The sequence below is a fragment of the Saccharothrix sp. CB00851 genome (assembly GCF_001905065.1).
Lineage (GTDB): Bacteria > Actinomycetota > Actinomycetes > Mycobacteriales > Pseudonocardiaceae > Actinosynnema.
This window is the reverse complement of record NZ_LWLC01000028.1, coordinates 17,125-39,139: the sequence shown is the minus strand read 5'-3', so window position 1 is coordinate 39,139 and position 22,015 is coordinate 17,125. Positions and strand designations below refer to the sequence as shown.

Annotated in this window: 20 protein-coding genes; 8 read left to right on the top strand and 12 right to left on the bottom strand. The window is 66.2% G+C overall.

From position 1 onward, the window contains the following. Positions 1 to 100: 100 nt before the first annotated feature. Together A6A25_RS26240 and A6A25_RS26235 are read right to left on the bottom strand one after the other, a co-directional pair. Positions 101 to 952 (bottom strand): phosphotransferase family protein, encoded by an 852-nt coding sequence (locus A6A25_RS26240; RefSeq protein WP_158073826.1) that lies wholly within the window; start codon positions 950 to 952, stop codon positions 101 to 103. Between the two features lie 22 nt (positions 953 to 974). Then, a complete protein-coding gene (locus tag A6A25_RS26235) occupies positions 975 to 2,519 on the bottom strand; it encodes a hypothetical protein (RefSeq protein WP_143193424.1) in 1,545 nt (514 codons plus the stop codon). A gap of 300 nt (positions 2,520 to 2,819) precedes the next feature. On the opposite strand from A6A25_RS26235, the gene A6A25_RS44275 reads away from it, so the two are divergent. The 6 genes from A6A25_RS44275 (at position 2,820) to A6A25_RS26200 (ending at position 6,518) form a co-directional block, all read left to right on the top strand. Continuing rightward, on the top strand, positions 2,820 to 3,257 hold the full coding sequence (locus tag A6A25_RS44275) for a hypothetical protein (RefSeq protein ID WP_158073825.1): 438 nt from the start codon (positions 2,820 to 2,822) through the stop codon (positions 3,255 to 3,257). A gap of 26 nt (positions 3,258 to 3,283) precedes the next feature. Further along, positions 3,284 to 3,859 carry a helix-turn-helix domain-containing protein gene (locus tag A6A25_RS44270; protein ID WP_073894394.1) on the top strand — a complete coding sequence of 192 codons (576 nt, stop codon included), beginning with the start codon at positions 3,284 to 3,286 and terminating at the stop codon, positions 3,857 to 3,859. 305 nt (positions 3,860 to 4,164) lie between these two features. Beyond that, complete coding sequence (locus tag A6A25_RS26220) at positions 4,165 to 5,049, top strand: DUF5753 domain-containing protein (protein WP_143193423.1); 885 nt, start codon at positions 4,165 to 4,167, stop codon at positions 5,047 to 5,049. A gap of 37 nt (positions 5,050 to 5,086) precedes the next feature. Continuing rightward, on the top strand, positions 5,087 to 5,335 hold the full coding sequence (locus A6A25_RS26215) for a transcriptional regulator (RefSeq protein ID WP_073894388.1): 249 nt from the start codon (positions 5,087 to 5,089) through the stop codon (positions 5,333 to 5,335). Further along, on the top strand, positions 5,332 to 6,246 hold the full coding sequence (locus A6A25_RS44265; protein ID WP_158073824.1) for a tetratricopeptide repeat protein: 915 nt from the start codon (positions 5,332 to 5,334) through the stop codon (positions 6,244 to 6,246). The genes A6A25_RS26215 and A6A25_RS44265 overlap by 4 nt, the downstream gene beginning before the upstream one ends. After that, entirely contained in the window at positions 6,243 to 6,518 is a 276-nt protein-coding gene (locus A6A25_RS26200; protein ID WP_073894379.1) for a hypothetical protein, read from the top strand. The genes A6A25_RS44265 and A6A25_RS26200 overlap by 4 nt, the downstream gene beginning before the upstream one ends. Before the next feature lie 289 nt (positions 6,519 to 6,807). Here the strand turns inward: A6A25_RS26200 and A6A25_RS26195 are convergent, their stop codons facing one another. The 10 genes from A6A25_RS26195 to A6A25_RS26150 all read right to left on the bottom strand — a co-directional run bounded on the left by A6A25_RS26195 (position 6,808) and on the right by A6A25_RS26150 (position 14,836). Continuing rightward, on the bottom strand, positions 6,808 to 7,722 hold the full coding sequence (locus tag A6A25_RS26195) for an IS982 family transposase (protein ID WP_073894376.1): 915 nt from the start codon (positions 7,720 to 7,722) through the stop codon (positions 6,808 to 6,810). Positions 7,723 to 7,872: 150 nt separating this feature from the next. Further along, positions 7,873 to 9,072, bottom strand: coding sequence for a hypothetical protein (locus tag A6A25_RS26190; RefSeq protein ID WP_073894374.1), 1,200 nt, complete (start codon positions 9,070 to 9,072; stop codon positions 7,873 to 7,875). Beyond that, positions 9,069 to 10,367 (bottom strand): hypothetical protein, encoded by a 1,299-nt coding sequence (locus tag A6A25_RS26185; protein ID WP_073894371.1) that lies wholly within the window; start codon positions 10,365 to 10,367, stop codon positions 9,069 to 9,071. The genes A6A25_RS26190 and A6A25_RS26185 overlap by 4 nt, the downstream gene beginning before the upstream one ends. Further along, entirely contained in the window at positions 10,364 to 10,693 is a 330-nt protein-coding gene (locus A6A25_RS26180) for a hypothetical protein (protein ID WP_143193420.1), read from the bottom strand. The genes A6A25_RS26185 and A6A25_RS26180 overlap by 4 nt, the downstream gene beginning before the upstream one ends. After that, positions 10,693 to 11,217: a YbaB/EbfC family nucleoid-associated protein gene (locus A6A25_RS26175; protein ID WP_241828923.1), complete on the bottom strand. Its 525-nt coding sequence runs from the start codon at positions 11,215 to 11,217 to the stop codon at positions 10,693 to 10,695. The genes A6A25_RS26180 and A6A25_RS26175 overlap by 1 nt, the downstream gene beginning before the upstream one ends. A 10-nt stretch (positions 11,218 to 11,227) precedes the next feature. Further along, on the bottom strand, positions 11,228 to 11,680 hold the full coding sequence (locus A6A25_RS26170; RefSeq protein ID WP_143193419.1) for a hypothetical protein: 453 nt from the start codon (positions 11,678 to 11,680) through the stop codon (positions 11,228 to 11,230). A gap of 10 nt (positions 11,681 to 11,690) precedes the next feature. Next, complete coding sequence (locus A6A25_RS26165) at positions 11,691 to 12,461, bottom strand: ESX secretion-associated protein EspG (RefSeq protein WP_073894363.1); 771 nt, start codon at positions 12,459 to 12,461, stop codon at positions 11,691 to 11,693. Between the two features lie 45 nt (positions 12,462 to 12,506). Further along, positions 12,507 to 13,418 (bottom strand): hypothetical protein, encoded by a 912-nt coding sequence (locus A6A25_RS43355; RefSeq protein ID WP_143193418.1) that lies wholly within the window; start codon positions 13,416 to 13,418, stop codon positions 12,507 to 12,509. 380 nt (positions 13,419 to 13,798) lie between these two features. Further along, positions 13,799 to 14,398: a DUF3558 domain-containing protein gene (locus tag A6A25_RS26155; RefSeq protein WP_073894358.1), complete on the bottom strand. Its 600-nt coding sequence runs from the start codon at positions 14,396 to 14,398 to the stop codon at positions 13,799 to 13,801. Positions 14,399 to 14,410: 12 nt separating this feature from the next. Beyond that, a complete protein-coding gene (locus A6A25_RS26150; protein ID WP_143193417.1) occupies positions 14,411 to 14,836 on the bottom strand; it encodes a hypothetical protein in 426 nt (141 codons plus the stop codon). 306 nt (positions 14,837 to 15,142) lie between these two features. On the opposite strand from A6A25_RS26150, the gene A6A25_RS26145 reads away from it, so the two are divergent. Next, on the top strand, positions 15,143 to 18,097 hold the full coding sequence (locus tag A6A25_RS26145) for a helicase-related protein (RefSeq protein WP_073894353.1): 2,955 nt from the start codon (positions 15,143 to 15,145) through the stop codon (positions 18,095 to 18,097). Further along, on the top strand, positions 18,097 to 21,933 hold the full coding sequence (locus A6A25_RS26140) for an Eco57I restriction-modification methylase domain-containing protein (RefSeq protein ID WP_073894350.1): 3,837 nt from the start codon (positions 18,097 to 18,099) through the stop codon (positions 21,931 to 21,933). Before A6A25_RS26145 ends, A6A25_RS26140 begins: the two co-directional genes overlap by 1 nt. The last annotated feature ends 82 nt before the right edge of the window (positions 21,934 to 22,015 follow it).

The window sequence follows — 22,015 nt, the reverse complement described above, 5'->3', positions numbered from 1 at the left end:
GTGGCCGGGCCCAAGCCGGCTTCTCTCCGACCGGCCGGTGGAGACGGATGTGATCGGTGGGGCAATCTGTGGGCAACTCCGGCTGAATGGGAGGCGCTCGTCAAGCGCCGTGCCAGGTCAGTGTGGCCTCGCCCTGTCGTAGTACGTGGAGGCGATGCCGGAGCACGGCGGCGGCTTCGCTGTCGCCGCGGTCTGCGCGGCGGATGAAGGAGCCGAGTGTGTGCAGGTCTCGGAGGCTGCGCAGGGTCGGCAGGCCAGTCCAGTCACGCAGGTCGTAGCCGTACGCCTGGGCGAAGCGGTCCAGTTCGGCGGTGGTGCGGCCCATGCGAATGCCCTGGTAGGTGTTGGCGAGGTCGAGTTCGCGCGGGCCGGCGGCGGTTTCGTCCCAGTCCCCGAGCCGCCATTGGCCAGTGCGTGCGTCGAGGAGCAGGTTGCCGGGGTAAGCGTCGCCGTGTAGGTGACCGTGGCCCAGAGGGAAGTCGAGTTCGGCGTAACCAGCCAACAGGGTTGCGGCCGTATCGGTGAGCCAGGCACGGTCATCGGGGGTTAGGCACACTGAGGTGTTGATCACGGCGTGCAGGGAGGCCAATGGGCGGTAGACGGGCAGGATGACCGGTGGTGGCGGCAGCCGGTGCAACTCCCGCAAAAGACGTCCGAGTTCGGCCGGATCAGGCTGCGGAGGCGGGTCGGTTTGCTGGTAGTGGGTCCAGAAGCTGACTGTGAGTCTGTCGTAGGTGATCGGTCGGCTGCCCGGTAGTGGAGTGGTGGCGGGGAAGCCCTGATCGGTCAGCCAGTTGGCGATCGTTACCGAGCGCACGGCGGCGGCCGGGTCGCCGGTGTGAACGCGGGCGACGGCGTCGGTGGCAGGGAGCAGGTACACCGCAGTCGCGTGTTGATGCAGCAGCCGTAGCCCGTCGGTGTCCAGACCGAGTTCATGGGCGGCGCGTTCCACCAGGAGTTCGGTTGGTTCCTCGTCAGGGTGCGGTGCTCTCACTCCTCGAATCTAGCGACCTCAATGGTGGGGGTGCGGCGAGCAGGTCGTCGAGCAGTTCGTGAGCACGTCGAGCACCTGCGACTGCGGTGAGCAACCCGCGGGTGCGGTGGACCGCCGAGGGCAGTTGCGCGATGCGTTCGGCGGGCCGGAGTCGCCGCAGCGGTTGCAGGGCCGACGCGGCGGCGTCGAGGTCACGATCGAGCAGGTGGCTGTGGGTGAGCACGATGCGGGCGAGTGCGACGTCCCCGTAGGAACGTTCCTGCTCAGGTGCGGCAGCGTAGGCCGCAAGCGCAGTGTCGGCGTTGCGGCGTGCCAACGCGGCGTCGCCGAGCAGGTCGTGGGTCCCGGCCCGGTAGTAGGTTTCCTTGGCTCGGGGGAAGGTGAAGATGCCCCCGAAGGCGTTGACCTCGTCGTCTTGCTCGGGTAGCGCCTCCAGCACGTCCAAGCGCCGTAGCGCGTCGCGGGCGCGCGTGGCATTTCCTGTTCGGGCGCTCGCCCGCGCTTCCAGGGCGACGGTGCGCCGCATGGTCTGGGGCCCTACCGCTTCCCGTGGGGCGGAGTCGAGGAATCGCAACGCCGCAGCGGGCGTGGAGCTCCATTCCAGGGCCAAGGCAGCGCTGCCACGAGCCCACACGCGCAGGGCGTCGCTGTCGGCTGCTTCGGCGCAGCGTTCGGCGGTGTGCAACTGGGTTCGGGCGGAGGCGTGGTCGCCGAGGTTCTGCGAGGCGGAGGCCAGCAGCAGGCATCCGATGCCGGCGACCACGTAGGCGTCGCGGAGTTGACGGGGCCGTACGCCCCGCCGGATCAGGGTGAACGCGGTGTCGCGGACATCGACGATGCGGACCAGTAGGTCCACCGCAGGGGTGTGGACGTAGGCAGTGGCCAACTCCGTTAGCGCAATTCCCAACCAGTCGAGATCTGGGTTGTCCGCCGTTGTGGTCGCCAGCACCGAGCCGAAGTCGACGGCGCGTCGCGCTGCTGTGGACATCAGCCTCCGCACGTCGACCTGCTCCGGGCTGGCTGGATGTGTCCCCATCGACCGAGGGCCCCGTTGAACAGCGTCGTCCATCAAGAGTGCATCGTCTGGTGATTCTTGACGGCCAACCGCTGGTGTCCCACACGCCACGTCATCACGTAGCTCGGTGGGCATCTGGAACCAGAGGAGGTGGTGGGGGATGCGGAGGAGTTGGGCCCAGTGGGTGAGCTTGGTGAGGTCGTTGACGGGTTCGCCGTTTTCGATCCTGCTCAGTCGTGTGGGGGAGAGGTTGATCCAGGTTGCGGCGGTGGCTTGTCGGACGGGTTGTCCGTGGTGGGGGTGTTTGCGGTAGGCGCGGATGACGGCGCCGATGTCGCGGGCTGTGAGGGCGGCGCGAAGGCCGGGGTGGTTCCAGAACTCGGCGGGTACCTCGGGCGGTTCCGTCTGGTGGCGACGTCCGGCACGGGCGCACGGTCCGCATCGGGAGGTGCGGTTGTCCCGAGCCAGCCGGGTGCCACACGCGCAGTAGCGCACCGCCTCCGACTTCATCGCCGCCACCACCGCCTTCTACCGTCATCAGTCGCATTCCTGTCAACCCGGTCACGATACCGGCACACAGCGTAGCCGTAGTTGCGTTTTCCGCAGATCAACTTGTCGCTACTCGCAACCGCAAAACTGCTGGTTGACGCCACTCTTGGTCACCACGACGGATGTGGAATCCCAGCCACCCCGTTCGAAGCGGACTCGGAGGTGATGCGGATGCGGAGAGGCGAGCGGCGTTTTCCGGTTCACAACCTCTGAGAACCATCACCGATGGATGCCGGAACTCAGGCGGAGGGGGCTCGGCTCGTGGCACAGGTCGTCATGCTCATGACGTTCAGCATCGTCGTCCTCGCCCTCGTCCAGAGCGGCTGCCATCGCGTCTACCGCGAGGTGATCCGCCGACGTCAGGCAACGACGATCCGGGCTGCTGTAGAACCCGCAGCTGTCCAAGCCCGCGCCGATCAGGCCCGTTGCGGACAGCTGGAGGTCCGCACCTCGCCCACAGCCGAAGACGCCCACGGCGTCGCGGCTCATCCCTTCCAGCCCGTGGTGTACCTCGAGACCGATGCCGCGACGGTGTTCCATGTGGATCCGAGGGTGGTGGACGCGTACCGGCGCAAGATGCGCAGAGCGCCGAACAGAACCCGGTCACCGGGGCGGCGGGAAACCCGTACCCCTGCCACCCCATTCGACTCCGCCAACGCCCCCCGACTCGACGATCTCGCAGCTGGAGACACCCCGTGACCGGAACCGGTAACCAACCGCCACACATGAGCCGCATCGACCCGTTGGACGGGAGGCCCACGCTGCGCGCTCGCTTGCTCGGCACCGAACTGCGCCGCGTCCGCGAGGCGGCAAGCCTGACCGTGGGCGAACTGGCCGCACTCACCGACCTCGAACCCGACACGATCCGGCAACTCGAAAGCGGCATCGGCCCGGACGTCCCAACGTCCGAATCGACGGTGTGGTGTCCATGGGGCACCCTCACCATGAGCATGATCAACGCGCTGTGCCGCGACGCCGAGCGAGTCGACATCTTCGCCCCCATGGGCATCCACCCCGCCCTCGGGCCGCTCGATGTCGACCGGTGCACCGCCTACGTACTGGAGGACTTCGCCGTCGACCGGCGCGACGTGACCGTGCGGGTGATCCGGCACGGAGGACGTCTGCACCCAGGCATCGACCACCACCCGCTCACCCGCTTCACCCTGCCCAACGGCCCGGCCGTCGTCCTCTACGCCTACCTGCACTCGGCACAGTTCACCGAGGAGGAACAACACCTGCTGGCGGCCTACACGCTCTTCGACGAACTCGCCGAGTTCACCGACACCAGTGGTTCCGCCTAGCGGGGGCAGGAGCAACGCCGTGAGCCGAAGTCGCAGTTCGCCGCCCGCGCGCCCGCCGAACACTTCCTGTCCTGGCGGCGACTTCAGCGGGGCCGAAGCCGTAGAGAACTCGTCGAACAGATCGCGCGCAGCATGCAGACGGCCGGTCCGGCTACGCCTGGCTTGACCGACGAAGTCGTACGGCGGTGGGAGCCCGATGATCGCCACCGGGAGCCGTCCTACCGAAAGCCCTTCGTGCCGGCCTTCGGCACGGCTCCGGACGAGTCGGGCTGCTTCTTTGGTCGCTTTGCAGAACGGGAGGACACGTGAGCACGCGCGCCGCACCCGACTCGCAAGTGCAGTTGACGGAGGCCGATGACAAGAAGGCCGCTCCGCGGTTGAGCACGGCTCGCAGCCGGGAACTCGGCGAGGAGCTGCGGCGGATCCGGCACCGGGCCCGTAGGTCATCCGCGGACACCGCCGCTGCTTTGGACTGGTCGCTGGGCAAGTTGAGCAAACTGGAAACCGGCAGCCGCAACACCAGCCCATGGGACATAGCTACCTTGATCGGTCGCTTGGGCGCCGACAAGCTCACCCGTGACCGGATCCTGGCCATCGCCGACGAGCCCGACAACGGCCGCTTCCTGCGCCCCTACGACCAGGTCCCCGACACTCTGGCTGCCCTGTCCCTGCACGAACAGCTCGCGCTGACCATCACCGCCTACGAACCGCTCACCGTTCCCGGTCTCGCCCAGACCGAGGACTACGCCCGCGTCCTGACTGGCGACCGAGCACTCGCCCAGGCCAGGACTGCCCGGCAGAACGCGCTGGGCGCTGGGAAGGAGACGACTCTGTACGTCCACGAAGCCGCGTTGCGCATCGTGGTCGGCGGCCCAGGGGTCATGCGGGATCAGCTCTTGCGCCTCACCCTGATGTGCGGCTGGGCACGGTCCACCCCGCGCGTCATCCCGATGGCCGCGCCGTTCCACCCCGCCGTCAGGAATCCGGCCACGCTGCTGACCTTCAGGCACCCGTACACGCCCTTGGCCTACACCGAGACCGATACTGCGGCCGTGTTCCACGAGGACCCCGACGCCGTCACCCGGTACCAGGCCAAGATGCGCCGCCTGGCCGCACTCGCGCTGACCGCCACCCAGTCCCACGACGTGTTCGCCCGTTGGGCCGACCGCTACGACCGCGAAACCCGCTGACGAACACGACCCGCAGAAGGCAAGCGCTGGAGAACGGATGAGTACCGCCTACACCGTGAAAGTGCGCGGCGACATGTTCACCAAGGCCGTCAGGCTGGCCGGCTACCGCTCCGACTACAGCACGGCGAAGGCCATGGGTCTGAACCGCTCCACCGTGAGCCGGGTGTTGTCGGGCGAACTCCAGCCCGGAGCGGCGTTCATCGCCGGCGCGCTGGTCGTGCTCGAACCGATGACCTTCGCCGACCTGTTCGAAGTAGTCCCCAAGCCCGACGAGCCCTTCAAATGAGCGTCTCACGTCACGCGGCAACACAGTTGCGCCGTGAACTGGTCGACCCACAGCACGAAGGCTCGCTCGACACCCACCGCATCCTCACGACGCTGCTCGCAGTACTGGACGAGCCGGAGACAGCGGTCGCCCTGCTGACCGAGGTCTGGCCTGCTGTCCCATCTGATGCGGACCAGGACTTCGTCCGCCGGTTGAGCGACATCGGAACCCATCTGGCAGCCGTGCTGCCAGCGTCCCTGCTGCTGGCGAAGGCATTCTGTCGGGCCGCCCAATCCCTGCGCACGAACAACCAGCTGCGCCTCGCCGCCATCCACGGCATGCGAGAACTCGCGATCCACCGACGCCGTGATGACGACCCCGACGCCACCGCCGCCGCGCTGCACGACCTGGCCGAGACCTATCGAGCCCAAGGCGTGCTGCACAAGGTCGTCGGCTGCGCCGACGAGATGCTGGAGACCTACCTCCTGGCCCACCACGAGGCGGGCATCGCAAGCACACTGACCCACCTCGGCGCCCTGATGATCGAAGCTCATCGACCCGGCGCGGCTGTCAAGTACCTCAACCGCGCCGACCAGGCATACGGGCAGCTACATGACACCGGTGCACACGCGGAGTGCCCGACCCTGCTGGGCCGGGCGCTGTGGCTGTCCGGCGATCGGGCCATCGCCCACCGGCGGTTCAACCGCGCGCTCGCGCTGCTCATCGGGACCGACGACGTGGCGGCGCAGCGGGTGCGGGACCTGGTGGCACAGCTGGAGTCAGCCCAGCCGGAGCCGGAGGCAGTTCCGGAACAGCCGGACCAGGACGGCGACGACTCCGATCTCCACGTGTGGCTTGTGGGGCGACGACACCACCTCCGACCACCCGATATCCAACCCGACCAACGACACCGACCTGAGGAACGCCCATGAGTGCAGACTTGCCCCTTCCTCCCAGCACCTGGTGGTCCTACTACACCGACGCAACCGGGAACCGCGTCACCCTCGACATCACTGTCGAGGGCAGCCAACTCCTGGTGACCACCGCAACCGGCGAGGTCCTCGGCATGACCCCCACCGAGCTGGCGATGCTCATGGAAAACCTGCAGTCCGCAGCCGATTACCAGATGAAGCACGCGATGCGACGAGTGACAGGTTCTCGTGACAGCGGAACCAGCGCTCCGCCGTCCGCGCCTACCGAGTGAAGAGGCGGTGAGCACTGCTCTCTCGTTCGGACCGGCTGCGTCGCTTGACCACAGAGAGTAGCCGTGCGGTGCGAACCCGCGCGAACCGCGGCCCGGCTGGGTTGTGCGTGCCCGCCGCACGGTGGGTGCCAGGTATTAGCACTTCTGCCCTGCGCTTGCCGATGAGCCCATCCGCGCAGGTTGGGGCATGCGGAGCACACGAGTCCGGACTACCGCCTCCGACATGCGTCGGCACCAGCGACTGGGCGGCCTCCTCGGTGTCCACCACTAGATGATTGATTCCAAGGGGTCAGTGGTCATAGGCGACCAGCGAGCGCTTGACCGGTTGTCCGGTCTTGTCGTTGTGCCAGATGGCGGTGGTCAGGGCGAGGATGCGCTGCAGGACGCGGACGATCACGCCTGTCGGGGTGCGTCCGCCGTGGCGTTCGAGGTCGAGTTGGGCCTTGAAGGTCTGGTTGATCGACTCGATGGTCTGGCGCAGCGGCTTGAACAGTGCCGCGCCGGGTCGTTCGGCCTCGCCCTTGCGGGCCGGGCGCAGCAGTTCCATCCCGGCGTCGGCCAGTGTCCGTTCGAAGTCGCGGCCGTAGTAGTGGCGGTCGGCGATCAGGGTCTGACCGGGCCGCTGCGCCGTGAGGGTGGGGTCGGCGTCGAGGATGTCGAGCAGGGTGGTGCGTTCGTCGGCCTTGGCGCCGGTCAACGCGAAGGCGACGGGGAGCCCGCCAAGGGTGCAGACCAGGTGGAGCCGCAGGCCCCAGAACCAGCGGGAGTGCGAGGCGCAGTAGCCGTACTGTGCCCATCCGGCCAGGTCCGAGCGTTTCGTGGTCTCGCGGGAGCGGCCGCATTCCACCGGGGTGGAGTCGGCCACCCACACGTCGTCGGTCCACAGCGTGGTGTCCACGGCCAATAATCGGATCACCTGGGTGATCAGGCCGGTGGCGCGGCGCAGCCGCTTGTTGTAGCCGGGCTGTCCGGGCAGGTGGCGGAACAGGTGGCCCAGGTGTGCACGGGCGTGGCGCAGCCACCTGGCCTCGGAGGTGAACCCGAGCAGCGCCTGCATCACCGCCAGGGTCACCAGCTCAGCATCGGTGAGCACCGGCGTGAAGCCCACCCTCGGCCGCCATGGGGCCAGGTGTGGGGCCTGCTTCAACAGGTCGTCGGTTCTGACATAGAGTGCGGTCGCGAGGGTGTCCAGGTCGTTCGTCACACAATGATCATGGACACCCTCGCCTCATGCCGTCAGCCCGGCCACCTCTTGGAATCAATCATCTAGGCGGCCCGGCCTGCACGAACGGCATCCCTGGCAAGCACAATGCTGGGAGCTGGGGGGTGACAGACTCTTGGGGCTCGATCCGGGTCATCGCTTCTTCTTGCGCTTGCCGGATCCCGGTACCGTTCCAGTTTTCGCTCGGGCAGGCGGTTCGGGGTAGGCCTCGATGTAGTTCTGCCCCTCCATGAAGCTCAGGAAGCTTTTCACCACCCAGCGATACAGGCCGTACAGGAACCCGATGGAGGCGGCAGCGAGAACCGCGACGGTCCAGGGGTTCACCACTCCGTCCACGACGTAGAATTGCTCCTGCCGCTTCTTCGATCCAGTGACCAGCGCCAGCGTCATGTTCGACAAGGCGTAGAGCGGCATCAGGAGGAAGCCCGCCACGGGGATGAGGCGGTACGGCCGGTAGTCGGTGCGGTAGTGGACGCCTGCGCTGCGCTGGGCATGAGTGAGCGCGTTGGTCCTGCGGACACCGCTTTTGCGTCGCCACTCGTCCTCGGCGAGTTCGTCCTCGTCGACTTCCACGTCGGCTGATCGCACCTCGACCGCGCGCAGAACGGCACGCCCGACCTCGTTCGTGACCGGCACGAGCAGTTCGCGTGCGGTGCCGACGATGTGCAGCGCGGGACCGCGAGTCACGTCGAACTCACGTGCACTCGCCTGCGGCAGACCGGAGAACACCAGTACCCGGCAGACCGTCTCCTGTTCGACGTCGACCAGCTCGATGGACCGAAGCGCCTGCCACGGCACCGCTATCACGTCACGTGACCGCTTCCGCCGTGAGACCAGGCTGTCCAGCACGAGCCTGTCGTGCCGAACGCACAACCGCGCCTTGAGACCCCTGACGCGAAACGGGATTTCCAGCCTCGACGCGATCAACCCGTCCGTGACGGGGCGGGTCAGCACGAGCCCTACCGCCTCGCTCAACGCCCAGCAGACCGCGATCAGCCCCGCGCCGACCGCGAGCGCGATCGGCTCGTTCCTTTTCCCCGCGACGGCAAGACAGATGGCGACCGCGAGGAACAGACCCGGGAATGCCGCCCACCGGGCCCAGATCGGCCACATCGTCGTACGGCGCCGATGCCACCACAGTCCGGTGCCGATGATCAACCAGATGCCGATGCCGCCCAATAGCATCTCGACCAGCCCGGTCGGGTACCGATCGGTTCGGCCTGCGAGTTCGGCGTCCCACGCGTGTAGGCGCGTGTAGGCGACGACCGGTAGGGCCGCGCCGAGGGTGACCAGGATCAGTCCGGCCGTCCTGCGCGCGAGCGCCTCGATCACAGGTCGCCTTCCATGCGCTGGAACCGGTCCGTCTTACCCGCGTTCTCGCGCTGTTCCTCCCAGTACTTCCTCCAGGCTTCGTCCTTCACGTCCTGTTTGACCTGGGCATCGGCCTCGCGGTGGGTCTGGTCGCTCGCCCCCTGGACCACCGCGTTGCCGAGGACCTTGGGGTACCTCGGGAGGACTACCTCCGGCCGGCCGGGTCCGAGGGAGATCTCTCGTTCGAGCCGGTTGTTGGCGTCGTCCAGCCTGCGGTCGCCGGTGCCCGTGCGCTCGCGAAGGTTTTCGTTGCGTGTGTCGGCCAGCGAGTCGATCGCTTTCTTCTTGTCGCCTTTCAGCTTGTCGCCCTGTTCGCCGAGCGCCTCCAACCGCTTGGCGTCGTCAGCGTCGAGCTTGCCGGCCTGGGCCTTCTTCACCATGTGCAGGGCCTGGTTGGCGTGTTTCGCGGCATCACGGTTGTAGTTGGTGACGACCTTATCGAGGTTCTTGGTCGTGCCCTTGATCATGTTCCGCGAGTTCTTGGCGTCGTCGGCGACCTTCTCCAGCTGCTTGACCACCTTGCTGATTTTCTTGGCGTTCTTGCTGGCCGTGATCGCGCCCTGCACGACGGTGTCCGCGATGAACGCCGCCTGGGACGCGCCGAACGTGACCGGTGCCAGTGCGGTCGCCGCCGCGAACTTGATGATCGCGTTGGACACGAACGACGCGATGGCGTCCCGCACCGCGCCGCGCACGACCCCGACGGCCGACGCGGCCACGGTCATGGCCTGGGCGGCGGAGGTGGCGTGGTCCGCGCCACCCGCGACCACGGTGGAGAAGTCCTGCACGGCCTTGCGGTAGCCGTCGATTGCCGCGCCCTGGGAACCGCTCAGCGCGTCGAGGGTGCCGGAGTACTTTTCGGAGGTCTCCCGCATGCGCTTGGCGATGTTGCTCCACGTCGTCGCCATCGCGGTCACCGCATCAGGGTCGCCCGCGAGCACGTCGAGACCTTCCTTGAGAAACCCGATGTGCTCGATGAGCCAGCCGATGCCCGCGGACAACAGGCTGCCCAGGGGGTTGGTCACGAATCCGAGCAGGTCCATGCCAACCCCGACGAGGTCACCGGCGACGGCGCCCCAGTCGCCCTTGAGCCCGTCGTAGATCGTGTTGGCGGCGCTGCCGAAGATGCCGGAGGCATCCCAGGCCTGGGTGGGGCTGTCGAAGTTGGAGAACCCTGTAGCGTCTTCGAGTTTGAACTCCTCGGTCGCCTTGAGCGGGTTGAGCTCCGTGATGTTCTTCGGTTCCCCGTCGCTCACGGCTTCGCTCCGTCCAAGCCCTCGCGCAGCTTTCCGAACGCCTGCGCGATGGCTTCTTCCTGGTCCGCGTAGGTCTGGCGCATGCTGCCGAAACGCTCCACCACCGCGTCGCCCGCTTGCTTTACCTTGTCGACGTACTCGCTCGCGTCGTTCGTCCAAATCATCATGGCCAGGGCGAGGAACTGGCCGACGACGCCCCATGCCTGCTCGTTGCCGACGTAGTCGGACGCCGCGTCCGCCGCGTCCGGGAGTCCCGCGATGAGCGCCTTGAGCTCGCGCTCGTGCGCTTCGAGCACCGCGAGGTCGACTTGGTATCCGCCGGACATCACCAACCACCATCCTTCTTGAACAGGCCGCGCTGGTCGTAATCGGTGTCGTCGTCCTCGACCGGACGACGTACCGGCCGGGCAGGTGGCGTCTGCCTGGTCGCCGCCGCGTCCTGCTGTTCCTCATTCACCACGAACTGTGGCTGCGGCTGTGGCTCGTCGGTGTGCTGGTCGGAGACGTCGATCGGCGGGATCTGCTCCTGGACGAAACGCATGGCGTCGCTGTTGTCGCCGACCACCGGCGCCATGATCATGGCGATCTGGCCGACGGCTTGCGCCTGGGCACGTTTCGCCGTGGACATGACCAGCGCGGCCAGGCGTTCCTTCGGCATGTCGTCGGCCTTGGAACCGAACGACAGGCTCACCAAGGCGCCGCCCGCGCTGACGCTCACGCTCACCGCGCCGTCGGAGCTGGTGGCGGAGCCGGTCAGCTCGGCGATCCTGGCCCTGGCTTCCTCAGCCCGCTCCAGGAGGGCCGACGTGCGGCTCTCGTAATCTTCGATCATCCGGTGGGGGTCGGTCATCAAGCCCTCCTTACGAGGAAATCACCATGTCGGCGATGCGGCGCAGCCAGCCCGTGACCCAGCCGTGGTCGCCATCGGCGCCGAACCTGTGGTCGGCGATCAGCGCGACCGCCCGCACGGCCATGACGAACGAGTCGGCCGAGTCGGGATCGGCGATCTCCACCCGGCCGTCGTCATGGACGAGAACGTGTGACAGCACACGGCGGGCGCAGGCTTCGAGGCGACTCCACAGGTCCAGCTCCCACCACTGGCGCACCCAGTCCGGTTCGTCGGGCATGAACCCGGCCAGCAGCACCCGACAACGCTCGTCGTCGGGCAGCGCCCCGGAGACGGCGAAGGTCACGCCCGTGCCGAACGGCATCAGCATCGGCATGGCGTGCAGCCGGCGGCGTGCCAGGCGTTGCAGCGAGCCCATCTCGCCGCGCAGGAACGCCAGCCGGTGATCGACCAGCCGCCCGGTCACCACCCCGTCCTCACGCCGTCGCCAGTGCACCGAGCCTGCCCGCCATCGTGGTGAAGTCCGCCGGCTGCACCGTCATCCACGTCCCGCCGTTGCCCTCGACGCTGTAGTGCAGGTACCGGCCGGCGGGCGTGTCGAAGTACGTCACCGGCGCGGCGGACCGCACCCGGTTGCCGTGCCGGTCGCGACGGCAGGCGTACAACTGCCCGCCGCCCAGCCGCGGCGCGGCCAGCAAACGGCGCAGCTCCTGCACCTGCTGCTGGTGTGGCGTGGTGACCGGCCGGTTGGCCTGGAGAAACGACCCGCCGCCCTCATCCGAACTCGTCGGCTTCTCGCTCAGCGCGTCGGCCGGCAGCGAGATCATCCGCCCTCGACCGGGCGGCGCCTCGGGCAGTGCAGCGATCAGCGCCTGCGCGGCGTCGTCCGCCCGGACGGGCTCAAGGACGAATCGCCGGTCGGGCGTGACCACCACCCGCAGGGCATCCTCACCCGACACGACGACCAACGCCGAGCGGGTCGGTTCGTCACCGTGGTTGAAGAACGCGTAGAACTCGGTGCTCGCCTCCGCGATCAGCCGCAGCGCGCGGGCGAAGTCGTCACGGACGCGGCGCCCACGGGCCAGGCCGTGCTGCTCTAGCGCCGCCCAACCGCCGCGGAACATCGCCAACCCACCGTCGAGGTCCCCCTCGGCGATCGCCTCGCCATCGACATCCAACTCCACCATCAGCGCGCGGTGCAGACCCGGCAGACCCTCCGCCTGCCAGGCCACGTACACCGACGCCACAGGCAACACAACCCTGCCGCTCAGCACAACCCCGACCCTTCGCCGCTACTCACCGATCACCGGCGGCGCGACCATCCGGCCGTCCCCGAACGCCTCGTCGTTGGGCTCGACGTACTTCGTCTTGTGCTCCAGGTCGTCGGCGCCCTCACCGCGACCCGCGCCCGCGCCGCCGGCCATACCGCCCATCGCACCGGCACCAGGACCACGACCACCCGCCCCACCGGCAGCGGCACCACTGGTCGGGCCGAAACCGCGCCCCTGATCGCCCAACACACCGCTGCCGGCACCCGGACCCATCGGCCCGAATCCGCCCGGCGACCGCGGCGCACCACCCAGACCAGCGGCCCCGTGCGGCCCGCCCAGACCACCCGCGCCACCACGACCCAACCCGGCCGCCGCCGGACCACCGGGAGCACCAGGAGGACGGACACCCGGCGCACCACCGGGCCGGGGAACGGGCACACCGGGCCTGTCACCGCGCCCAGGGACACCGGGCCTGGTGTTCGGGCCACCACCGGACCACGGCCCACCCGGCAACGGCACACCGGGAAGCGGCGTACCGGGCGGGTTGCCGCCGGTCGGCGGACTGCCACCGGGCAGCGTCGGGTTCTGCCCAGCAGGACTGGGCGCATTCCACGACGGCGACGTGGTCCCCGGCGTCGAGCCCAGGGGATACGACGTGGTGCCCACACCGCTGGTGCCGGTCCGGTCCGTGTGCCCCTCGTACCGGTCCACCTGCTCGACCTGCGGCGGCGGGGTTTCCGCGACGGTGGCCGTCGAGGAGTTGGGCGACTCGAACTTCGGCATCGACGACATGCTGCTGGTGGCGCGCTCCGCGTAGGCGTTGAGCGCCTGCATGTTCGCCTCGTCCACGGCGCTGCTGCGCTTTACCGCCTCGTCGTAGTCCGTGTCCCACGGAACCCAGCCGTTGTACCAAGGCTTATCCGGCACATCCACCGGCTGCTGAACCGAATTCTGCGTAGTGCGGAAGGCGTCACTCAGGTCCGCCATCGTGGTGGACCCGGCCGTCGCGCTCGCACCCGCCGCATCCGCCCACGAGGCGAGCGGAGATGTCGACCCACGCATCCGATCACCGGCGGCGCCACCCCACGATGCCCCCGAGTCCCGCACCGCCTTGTTGATCAGCTCGCTTGCCGTCGCCTGCCTGGCAGCGACGTTGCTCCACACTCCTTGGCCGGTATCGGTGGTTTGTGCGGGCCCCTTACCGTCGTGAAACCATCCATAGACCCGTTTCGCGCACATCGCAGTACCCAGTGGGCCGTAGAGGAAAAGTGTTAGGTCCATGTCGATGTTGTTGCCGCCCGATGCGGTCATGACTACCCCTTCAGGGTCGTGACCACCAAGGTCGCAAACTTTTCGCTAGCTGCGCACGTGTCGCTGTATTCCGGGGAGCTTTCGTTCAAAGTAGTCGCGTGCACGACCACGGCATCTTCGCTCGACGTGCCGACGGTCGTACTGCACGTTCCTTTCCCGTTGGTCTGGTCCGAGCTGAAAGCCCGATAACCAAGAACTGTCGTCTCCTTGAACACCGGCTCACCCTTGGCATTTTCCATCATCGACTCCAGGGTGTCTCCCTGGGTCGAGAGTGTGACGGCATAAGTGGGCCCTTCGGTGACTTTTTGGGCCTTCCAGCGACAGCCCGGCCCAAGCGGACCGTCGTCTACCTCGGGAGCCTTGAAGGTGCCCAGTTGTGAGAGCTGATCAGCCTTGAGCAGATCGCAAGGACTGTTGGCGAATTTGCTGAGATCGAGTTCAGGGCGGGATGATCCAGATGTCGACTCGCTCGACGAAGTGGTCGTGGTCGCGGTGCTCGTCGGGGACTCTGCTGTGGCCTGGCCGGGGTCCTTGTCGGAGCACCCTGCAGCGAGACCGGCCACGGCCACCGTCGCTAGCAAAATCAGTGTTGTGCACTTCAACGGTTCGATCCTTTACGACTTGAGCCCGTCGCGAGCGGCCTGTTCGGTCTGGTTGTACTCGTCGATCGCCCTTTGGACGTTTTCGATCGTGTTCGCCAGGGCTTTCTGTGCTTCCTTGTTGGCCCAGCCGTAGCCGCCCTCTTGATCTCCAGCTGATCCACGTGCTGCCAATATCGCGAAACCGCTGTACGGATCTTTCCCGGGTGATTGCATGTTGCGTAGTTCCGCCGAGTCCTCGTAGGCGGAGATTAGCTCTTCGATTGCCGATTCGAGCGCTGTGATCAGCTTCGGTGCTTGGTCGATGTCAATGCTGAACTGTGTCTGGGTGATGTTGGCCCAGACATCGCCCGCAACGCCTGCCGCCACCTTGCCGACCGTCTCGGCCACGAAGCTGATCCGCCTGCCCGTCTCGGCCAACATGCCGCCGTCTTCGGCCATGCCTCCCGCGCTCCCCTCGCTCATGCCCGGTAGACGATGATGGCAGAGCGGGAGCTCGCCGTCAGGTGAAGTCATCACTCTGGCGGCATGGCCTGCTGCATAGCGTGATCGGTTGGTGCCTCGGGATCCCCAGGGGCAGGAGGTTGTCCTCACCTCCGACGAGGTCGGATGATTCTGTCCTCCGGTCTCCGACCTCGGTGCGAAGCAACGGCCCGGTCTGACCGTTGCCATCGAGCCCGGCCCGGTGCCTCGATAGCCTGTCTCGAGCCTTCCGGGTTCCACACAAGTTGGATAAGAGGTGCGTGAGTGTTCGAGCGCGGGATGCGGGTGCTGGTGCGTGACCGTCGGTGGGAGGTCGAGTCCGTTCGCGGCGCGGGTGCCCAGACGTTCCTGCAGCTGCGTTTGGCCGACGACAGGCCGGGGCCACGCCGCCTGACGGTGCTGCCGAGCCTGGAACCGAGCCTGCGACTGGAGCCTTCACGTGCGCTGCGATTCGAGCCGGGCAACCCGGTGCGGCTCAATCAGCTGCATGACGCGTTGGCGCTGACAATGGCGCACGGCCGTGGTGACCTGGTGGCGGTGGAGCACGGCCGGATCGAGGTCGAGCCCTATCAGCTGGTACCGGTCCTGGCGGCGATGCGCCAGCCCAAGACTCGGCTGCTGATCGCGGACGACGTAGGTTTGGGCAAGACCATCGAGGCAGGTCTGGTGTTGCTGGAGCTCGCCCGGCGCGGTCGTGCGGACCGGGTGCTGATCGCCTGCCCAGCGGGTCTGCAAGAGCAGTGGGTCGAGGAGATGCGGTTTCGGTTCAACCTCGACTTCACCAAGGTCGACAGCAAGCAGTGGCTGGAGCTGCGTCGTTCCTACCCCACGACGGTGAGCCCGTGGACGGCCGTGCCGCTGGCCGTGTCCTCTATCGACTACCTGAAGAACAACGTGGCCGCTATCCAGGCCGCGCCTCCGTTCGACGTCGTCATTGTGGACGAGGCACACCACGTGGCCCGTGCTTATGCCGGCGAGGGCCGTTCCAGTGGGACTGACCGCAGCCGCCTGGCCCGTGTCCTGGCCGATCACAGCCAGGAGCTGATTTTGTTGTCGGCGACCCCGCATAACGGCTATAAGGAATCCTTCGCCAGCTTGTTGCAACTCCTCTCACCGCATCTGGCCAGCGACGACGGCCAGTTGCAGCCGGAGTTGGTCAAGCCCTACGTGGTGCGCCGACTGAAAGACGACGTCGCCCGTGGTAACCCGCCGCAACCGATCAGTCGGCGACACCCACCGCAGCCGATCGAGGTGAACCCGACTGCCCGGGAGAAGGAGATCCACCAGCGGCTGCGCGGCCACAGCAAGCGCGTGCTTCGCGCGCTGCGGGACACCAACTCCTACTACGTGCAGGCGTTCGCGTTGGAAGTGCTCCGCAAGCGGGCGTTGTCCAGCCCGCACGCGCTGCTGCAAAGCCTGCGTCGGCGAGCCGAGAGCCTCGGTGTGACACCAGCGGAGCACGTTGGGCATCGACGGCTGGACGCGCTGCAGGTCTATCGAGGCGACCTGGCGCTTCCCGAGGAAGAGCTGATCGAGACCGAAGAACTCGCGCTCCAGGGGGTCGCCGCGCACCTGCCCGCCGACGACCTGCAGGAAGAACGTCGACTGGTGGCGACGCTGATTGCGCAGGTCGAAGCGCTGACAGCGGGGGATGACAGTAAGCTGACCCGGCTTCGAGGCTGGATGGAAGGCTTCCGTGCGGCCCGGCGAGGCGAGCGGATCATCGTGTTCACCGAGTACCGCGACACCTTGGACTACTTGCAGAAACGCCTTGGTCTTGGGCCGATCCTGCGAATCGACGGCACCGTGCCGCTAGCCAAACGCAAAGATCTGCTGGCGGAGTTCGCGGCCACACCTGGCGCAATTCTGCTGGCCACCGATGCCGCCGGAGAGGGCCTGAACCTGCAGGAGTCCTGCCATGTGGTGGTCCACTACGAGCTGCCATGGAATCCTAACCGCCTCGAACAACGCAACGGCCGTGTAGACCGATTCGGTCAGAAGCAGATCGTCGAAATCAGCTACCTGTACCTGGCTGACACTCGGGATGAGGAGATCTTGCAGCGGCTGCGCGAAAAGCTCGCTGAGATCGCCAGGCAATTGGGCTCCACCAGCGACATCCTCGGGGTCGCCGGTCGCAGCGAGGTGATCGACGGACTTTTGGAAGACATCCCCGCCGACGAGTTGGAAGCCCGGCTGGAGAAGGCCGCCAACGAGGTCCGCGACTATCTCACCCGCAGCGGGGCACTCGCCCTGCTGCGAGGGCTGTCGGACGAGGCCACCGCCGAGCGCGGTGCGACCGAGGCCACCGACCGCGGCAGGTGGATGCTGCCCGACTTCGATGAGTTCCGCACGCTGGTCACCTCGGTCGTACAACAGAATGGTGGCCGCGTCGACGGCAACGGCGACAGCGTCACGATCACGCCAGGCCCGTTGTTGTCCCAGTATCCACAGGTGCCCTCCGGTGCGTTCGAGGCGACGTTCAGCCGTGCCGTCGCTCTGGCCCCGGAGAACAAAGGGCTGGCCTTCCTCACACCGGTACATCCGCTGGTCCGTGCCGTTCTGCAACGCGTCCGTGCCCGCCTGTACGAGGACAACCCCCAGGATCGCGTCGCGGTCCGGGCGATCGCCGACGGCCAACCGGGGTGGCTGTTCACCCATATCGGCCGCATTACGGCCACCGACGGACGCTTGCTGGAGGAACCCCTGATCCCGGTGTTCGTGCCCGTGGGTGCCGACGGTACCCCCGGCCCTGCCAGCCTGGACGCCACCACAGACCTAAAGCGACTCCGGACGCGGCCCGCTGCGGCTAACGGACACGACCCGGTAGCCGTAGCCCATCAACTGCTCAGGACAGGGTTCACCGAGGCCGCGGCGACCGCTGCTCAGGAAGCCAACCGCCGCCTCGCCGAGCGCACCGAGCAACTGCGCGCCCAACTCGCCCAGGATGCCCAGCGCCTGGCCGACGAACTGGACCGCTGGCACGCCGCCGAACTGATCGAAGCAGAACGCCGGCTCAGCGACCATATCGGTGACGGCTTCTTCCAACTCGGCTTGTTCACCGACCTCGGGCACAGCACCTTCCGCACGCTCGACGAGGCCCACACCGCGATCAACACTGAGTTCGACCGGCGACGACAGTCTCTGGCCGAGGGATATCGAGTAGCCGATGTCGGCGCCGTCGAGCCCGTGGGCTGCATCCTCTTGGTGGAGGTCCGCTGATGCTCAACATCACCGTAGCCGGCACCACCTTGTCGACCTACTACTTGGCCGACCCCGGTCTGTTCCTGCGGGAGCAACGCGAATACACGGACACTGAAGGAGCCGGTGAGGGCATCCGGGCTGCCCGGCGCGAGCTGCGGCGACTGATCGCCGATATCGACGAAACCACCACTTTGGGCGTAACTCGTCGGCAGATGCTGAGTTGGCTCGCCTACTTCGGTTGGCGCTTCCCAACCTTGCCGCAGACGCTTGATGAACCCCTCACCGCCTACGACGACCCAAGCGACGAGAGCGTCGCTGAACCCCGCGCCTGGGTCTTGATCACTCCGACAGGTCAGCACCTCGACACCTCGCCGAGCGGCCGACGGTCGGGCAAACTGCGACCGCAACGCCAAGCCGAAACCGTGGTCCGCACCGGCGACTTGCCCGCCGTGCTGCTGTCCAACGGTGCGGAGTTGCGCGTCATTCGCCGCGACCCTGGGCTCGGCGGAGAAGCCAGCTATCTCGCCGTCGACCTCGCTGGGCTCGCGGAGCTGGGGGACGACCACGAGTGGCGTGTGTTGTGGGCGCTGCTACGGCCGGAAGCATTCACCCCGGACACCACGGGCAAAAGCCTGTGGGATCGCGCCGAGCAGGCCAGCACCGAAGCCGCGGACACGGTCAGCGAAAACCTCTCCGACGGCGTCCGCACCGCCATCCGCGCCGTCGCCGACGGGGCACTAGCGGATCTCCGCCACCGCGGCGTCGCGACGCCCGTTCCACGGGCACTGTTCGCCGACGCTCTCAAGATTGCCTACCGGCTGCTGTTCGTGGCCTACTCCGAAGATCGGGGCCTACTGCCCGTCGGCACCCCCGCCTACGACAGCGGCTACTCACTGCGCATGTTGCGCGATCATGTCGCCGACCCCGCCACTGTCTGGGCACCTGACGGCGGTTACCTGTGGTCGGCGCTGCGGGCGCAGTGGGGGTTGCTGCGAGACGGCATCAACGCAGGAGAACTCCAGATCGCCGGCTTCAACGGCGGCCTGTTCGACCCTCACAAATGCCCTCTCCTCGACGACCCCGAGCTGACCGTCGGAGACCTGTACGTTCGCGAGTTGATCAGTGCTCTGTCCTGGACCCAACCCACTACCGGCAGGAACAAACAGCAAGTTGGCCGGCGGCGCATCAACTACCGCGAACTCGGCGTCGAACAGCTCGGAAGCATCTACGAGGGCCTGCTCGCCTTCGAACCACAGATCGCCGATACTCCCAAGGCCCTTGTCCGAGTCGGCACCGGCCAGCAGAGCCGCCAGCAGATCGTTCCCACCGACGCCATCCCTCCTGCAGCGGTAGTCATCGAGGAGTACCCGACCGGGTCGTTCTACCTGTTCGAAGCGAGCGGACAACGCAAAGGCTCCGGTTCGTACTACACCCCACGCCAACTCGCCCACTTCGTCGTCGGCGAAGCACTGCGCCCCCTCGTTCAGGACGCGACTCCGGAGCAGATCCTCAGCCTGCGGGTCTGCGACCCCGCCATGGGCTCCGGGGCTTTCCTCGTGCCAGCCGTGCACTTCCTCACCGAGGCATACGGCGAAGCCCTGGCCCGTACCGGAGAGGACATCGACCACAAGCTCGATGACACCGAACGTGCCCGCTACCGGCGACTGATCGTGGAACGCTGCATCTACGGCGTGGACTTCAACCCCATGGCCGTCGAACTCGCTAAGGTCTCACTCTGGCTGACCACCGCAGCAGCGGGCAAACCACTGTCCTTCCTCGATGCACACCTGCGCTGTGGCAACTCCATCATCGGCGCAGACCTCGCTACCTGGGAAGGTGTCCCCGAACCAGCTATCGACAAGGGCCGTCGAGTCGAGAAGATCGACGAGGAACAGCCGATGCTGTTCGACACCGAAGTGCCCGACCTGATTCACGTCCTGCGGCAACGCCAGATGCTCGCCGAGACACCGTCCGATGATCGGCTTCAAGTACGCAATAAAGAGGAACGCTTCGCTCGGCTACTCAAAGGTGACGATTGGCTCCGGCTGCGCACCCTCGGTGATTGGTGGGTCGCGCCCTTCTTCCATGACGAGCTTCGACAGAGCAGTTCCGGCTGGAGGCAAGGGCGTCGAGACATTATCGCCGGACAAATCATGTATGGAGACGGCCAACGGCTACTCGGTCGAATCCGAGACGAGGTGCGTCCCTTCCACTGGGAGATCGAATTTCCCGAAGTTTTCTTCAACTCCTCCGGTGGTCGTCGCTCCGACGCCGGGTTCGACGCCATGATCGGCAACCCTCCCTGGGAGGCCATTACGTTCAAGGCTGCCGAGTTCTATGGACGCTTCGACCCCGGCTACACACTGCTTCGAGGCAAGGTCGAGAAGCAGAAGCGACAAGATGAGCTAAGTGCGCGATCTGATGTCCTGGAAGTCAAAGCAGGTGTGGATGCCAATCTCGCTGGCGTAAAATGGTTTATTAGAGGGTCCGGCAGTTATCGGATGTTGTACTCACATGGAACTACATTCAACTACTACCGCACGTTCCTTGAACGTGAGTTGTCCTTGCTGGCCTCTAGGGGCCGCCTCGGATTGGTCATTGACTCCGGAGTAGTTGCCGACGCCGCAACGGTCGAGCATCGCAGGGAACTGCTGGATCGGTGCACGGTCGACCGGTTCGTACTCTGTGACAACGCAGAGAAGATATTCCCTATTGATAGCCGCGAACAGTTTCTTTTGCTAGTCGCTGGCCGTGGGGGCCCCACAGACACCTTGCCGTTCACCAGCGGGGTTACCAGTCTTGAGCACCTGCTTCGCCTCGACGAACGTACGATTGGTATTCCGAGGCATACGATCGACGCGCTTGCGCCTGAGACGTTGGCCATTCCGGATACCCGAAACTCCTCGCTTCTCGATTTGCTCTCCACTATTTATGATAAGCGTCCGCTGCTGCTGCAAGGGATGAAGGCTGGCGACTGGCGCATCGAATGGGGGCGAGAGTTGCACATCAGGGACGACGCGAAGTATTTCTCTGTCGACGCGGAAGGTCTTCCGCTCCACGAGGGGAAGCACCTGCATCAGTATGTGCACAACTTCGCTTCGCCGGCATACCGGCTTAAGAGTGAAATTGGCGAGAGAGCTCTCGTGGAACGCGCTAGAAAACGAGCGAAGATCAAACGTGTGAGCCACCTTCGGCGTGTTCGAGGCGAGCGGCATCTTCGGCAATCCGGGCCTCGTGTGGGAGTGCTCGAACTTCCAGTGGATCAGTACCGACCGGTATTTCGGAATGTATCGAGCGCGGGAAATGAGCGAACACTGATCGCGACGGTTATGCCTCCGGGGTGTGCCCTGCTTGACGCTGTTCCATTCTTCTATAGGTCTGCGTTCGATCATGAGGCCGGCGGGTACCGAACGGTATTGCGCGCAGAAGCAATGGTATACCTTGTGGCCTTGCTGAACAGTCTAACTCTAGACTTTGTTGTGCGCCGAAAGGTTAGCGGCCATGTTACGAAGTCGGTTATGGCTACGATGCCGATCGTTGACATTCCGCTTGACCATGGAGCGGGCAAAGCTGTAGTAGATGCGTCCGCTCGCTTGGTGTGTCGCACTCCTGAGTTCGATGAGTTGGCCGAGGTTCTCGGAGCCGAATGCGGCCCGTTGGATAGCGAGGTGGAGCGCATGCTGAGAGCGGGGCTTGACGCGCAGGTAGCTCGCCTCTACGGACTCTCGAGTCAGCAACTGGAGTTCGTCCTGGCGGACTTCGAGCAAAGCGCCAGCGGGGATGGCGGCCCGGTCCGGCCTAGTCAGGACTACAAGCAGCTGGTCAGAGAGGAATTCGCCCGATTGGCCCAGTAGCTCTGGCAGTCGAACACCGGGTGAGTGTCGGTGGTGGTCGTTAGAGTGCCTTCATGTCATCCATGGCATGAACATGGTCACG

Coding starts and splice junctions, on each gene's coding strand:
- A6A25_RS26235 (WP_143193424.1), bottom strand. CDS start 2,519: ATGAAGTCGGAGGCGGTGCGCTACTGCGCGTGTGGCACCCGGCTGGCT.
- A6A25_RS44270 (WP_073894394.1), top strand. CDS start 3,284: ATGAGCCGCATCGACCCGTTGGACGGGAGGCCCACGCTGCGCGCTCGC.
- A6A25_RS26215 (WP_073894388.1), top strand. CDS start 5,087: ATGAGTACCGCCTACACCGTGAAAGTGCGCGGCGACATGTTCACCAAG.
- A6A25_RS44265 (WP_158073824.1), top strand. CDS start 5,332: ATGAGCGTCTCACGTCACGCGGCAACACAGTTGCGCCGTGAACTGGTC.
- A6A25_RS26200 (WP_073894379.1), top strand. CDS start 6,243: ATGAGTGCAGACTTGCCCCTTCCTCCCAGCACCTGGTGGTCCTACTAC.
- A6A25_RS26180 (WP_143193420.1), bottom strand. CDS start 10,693: ATGTCCGGCGGATACCAAGTCGACCTCGCGGTGCTCGAAGCGCACGAG.
- A6A25_RS26175 (WP_241828923.1), bottom strand. CDS start 11,217: ATGACCGACCCCCACCGGATGATCGAAGATTACGAGAGCCGCACGTCG.
- A6A25_RS26150 (WP_143193417.1), bottom strand. CDS start 14,836: ATGGCCGAAGACGGCGGCATGTTGGCCGAGACGGGCAGGCGGATCAGC.
- A6A25_RS26140 (WP_073894350.1), top strand. CDS start 18,097: ATGCTCAACATCACCGTAGCCGGCACCACCTTGTCGACCTACTACTTG.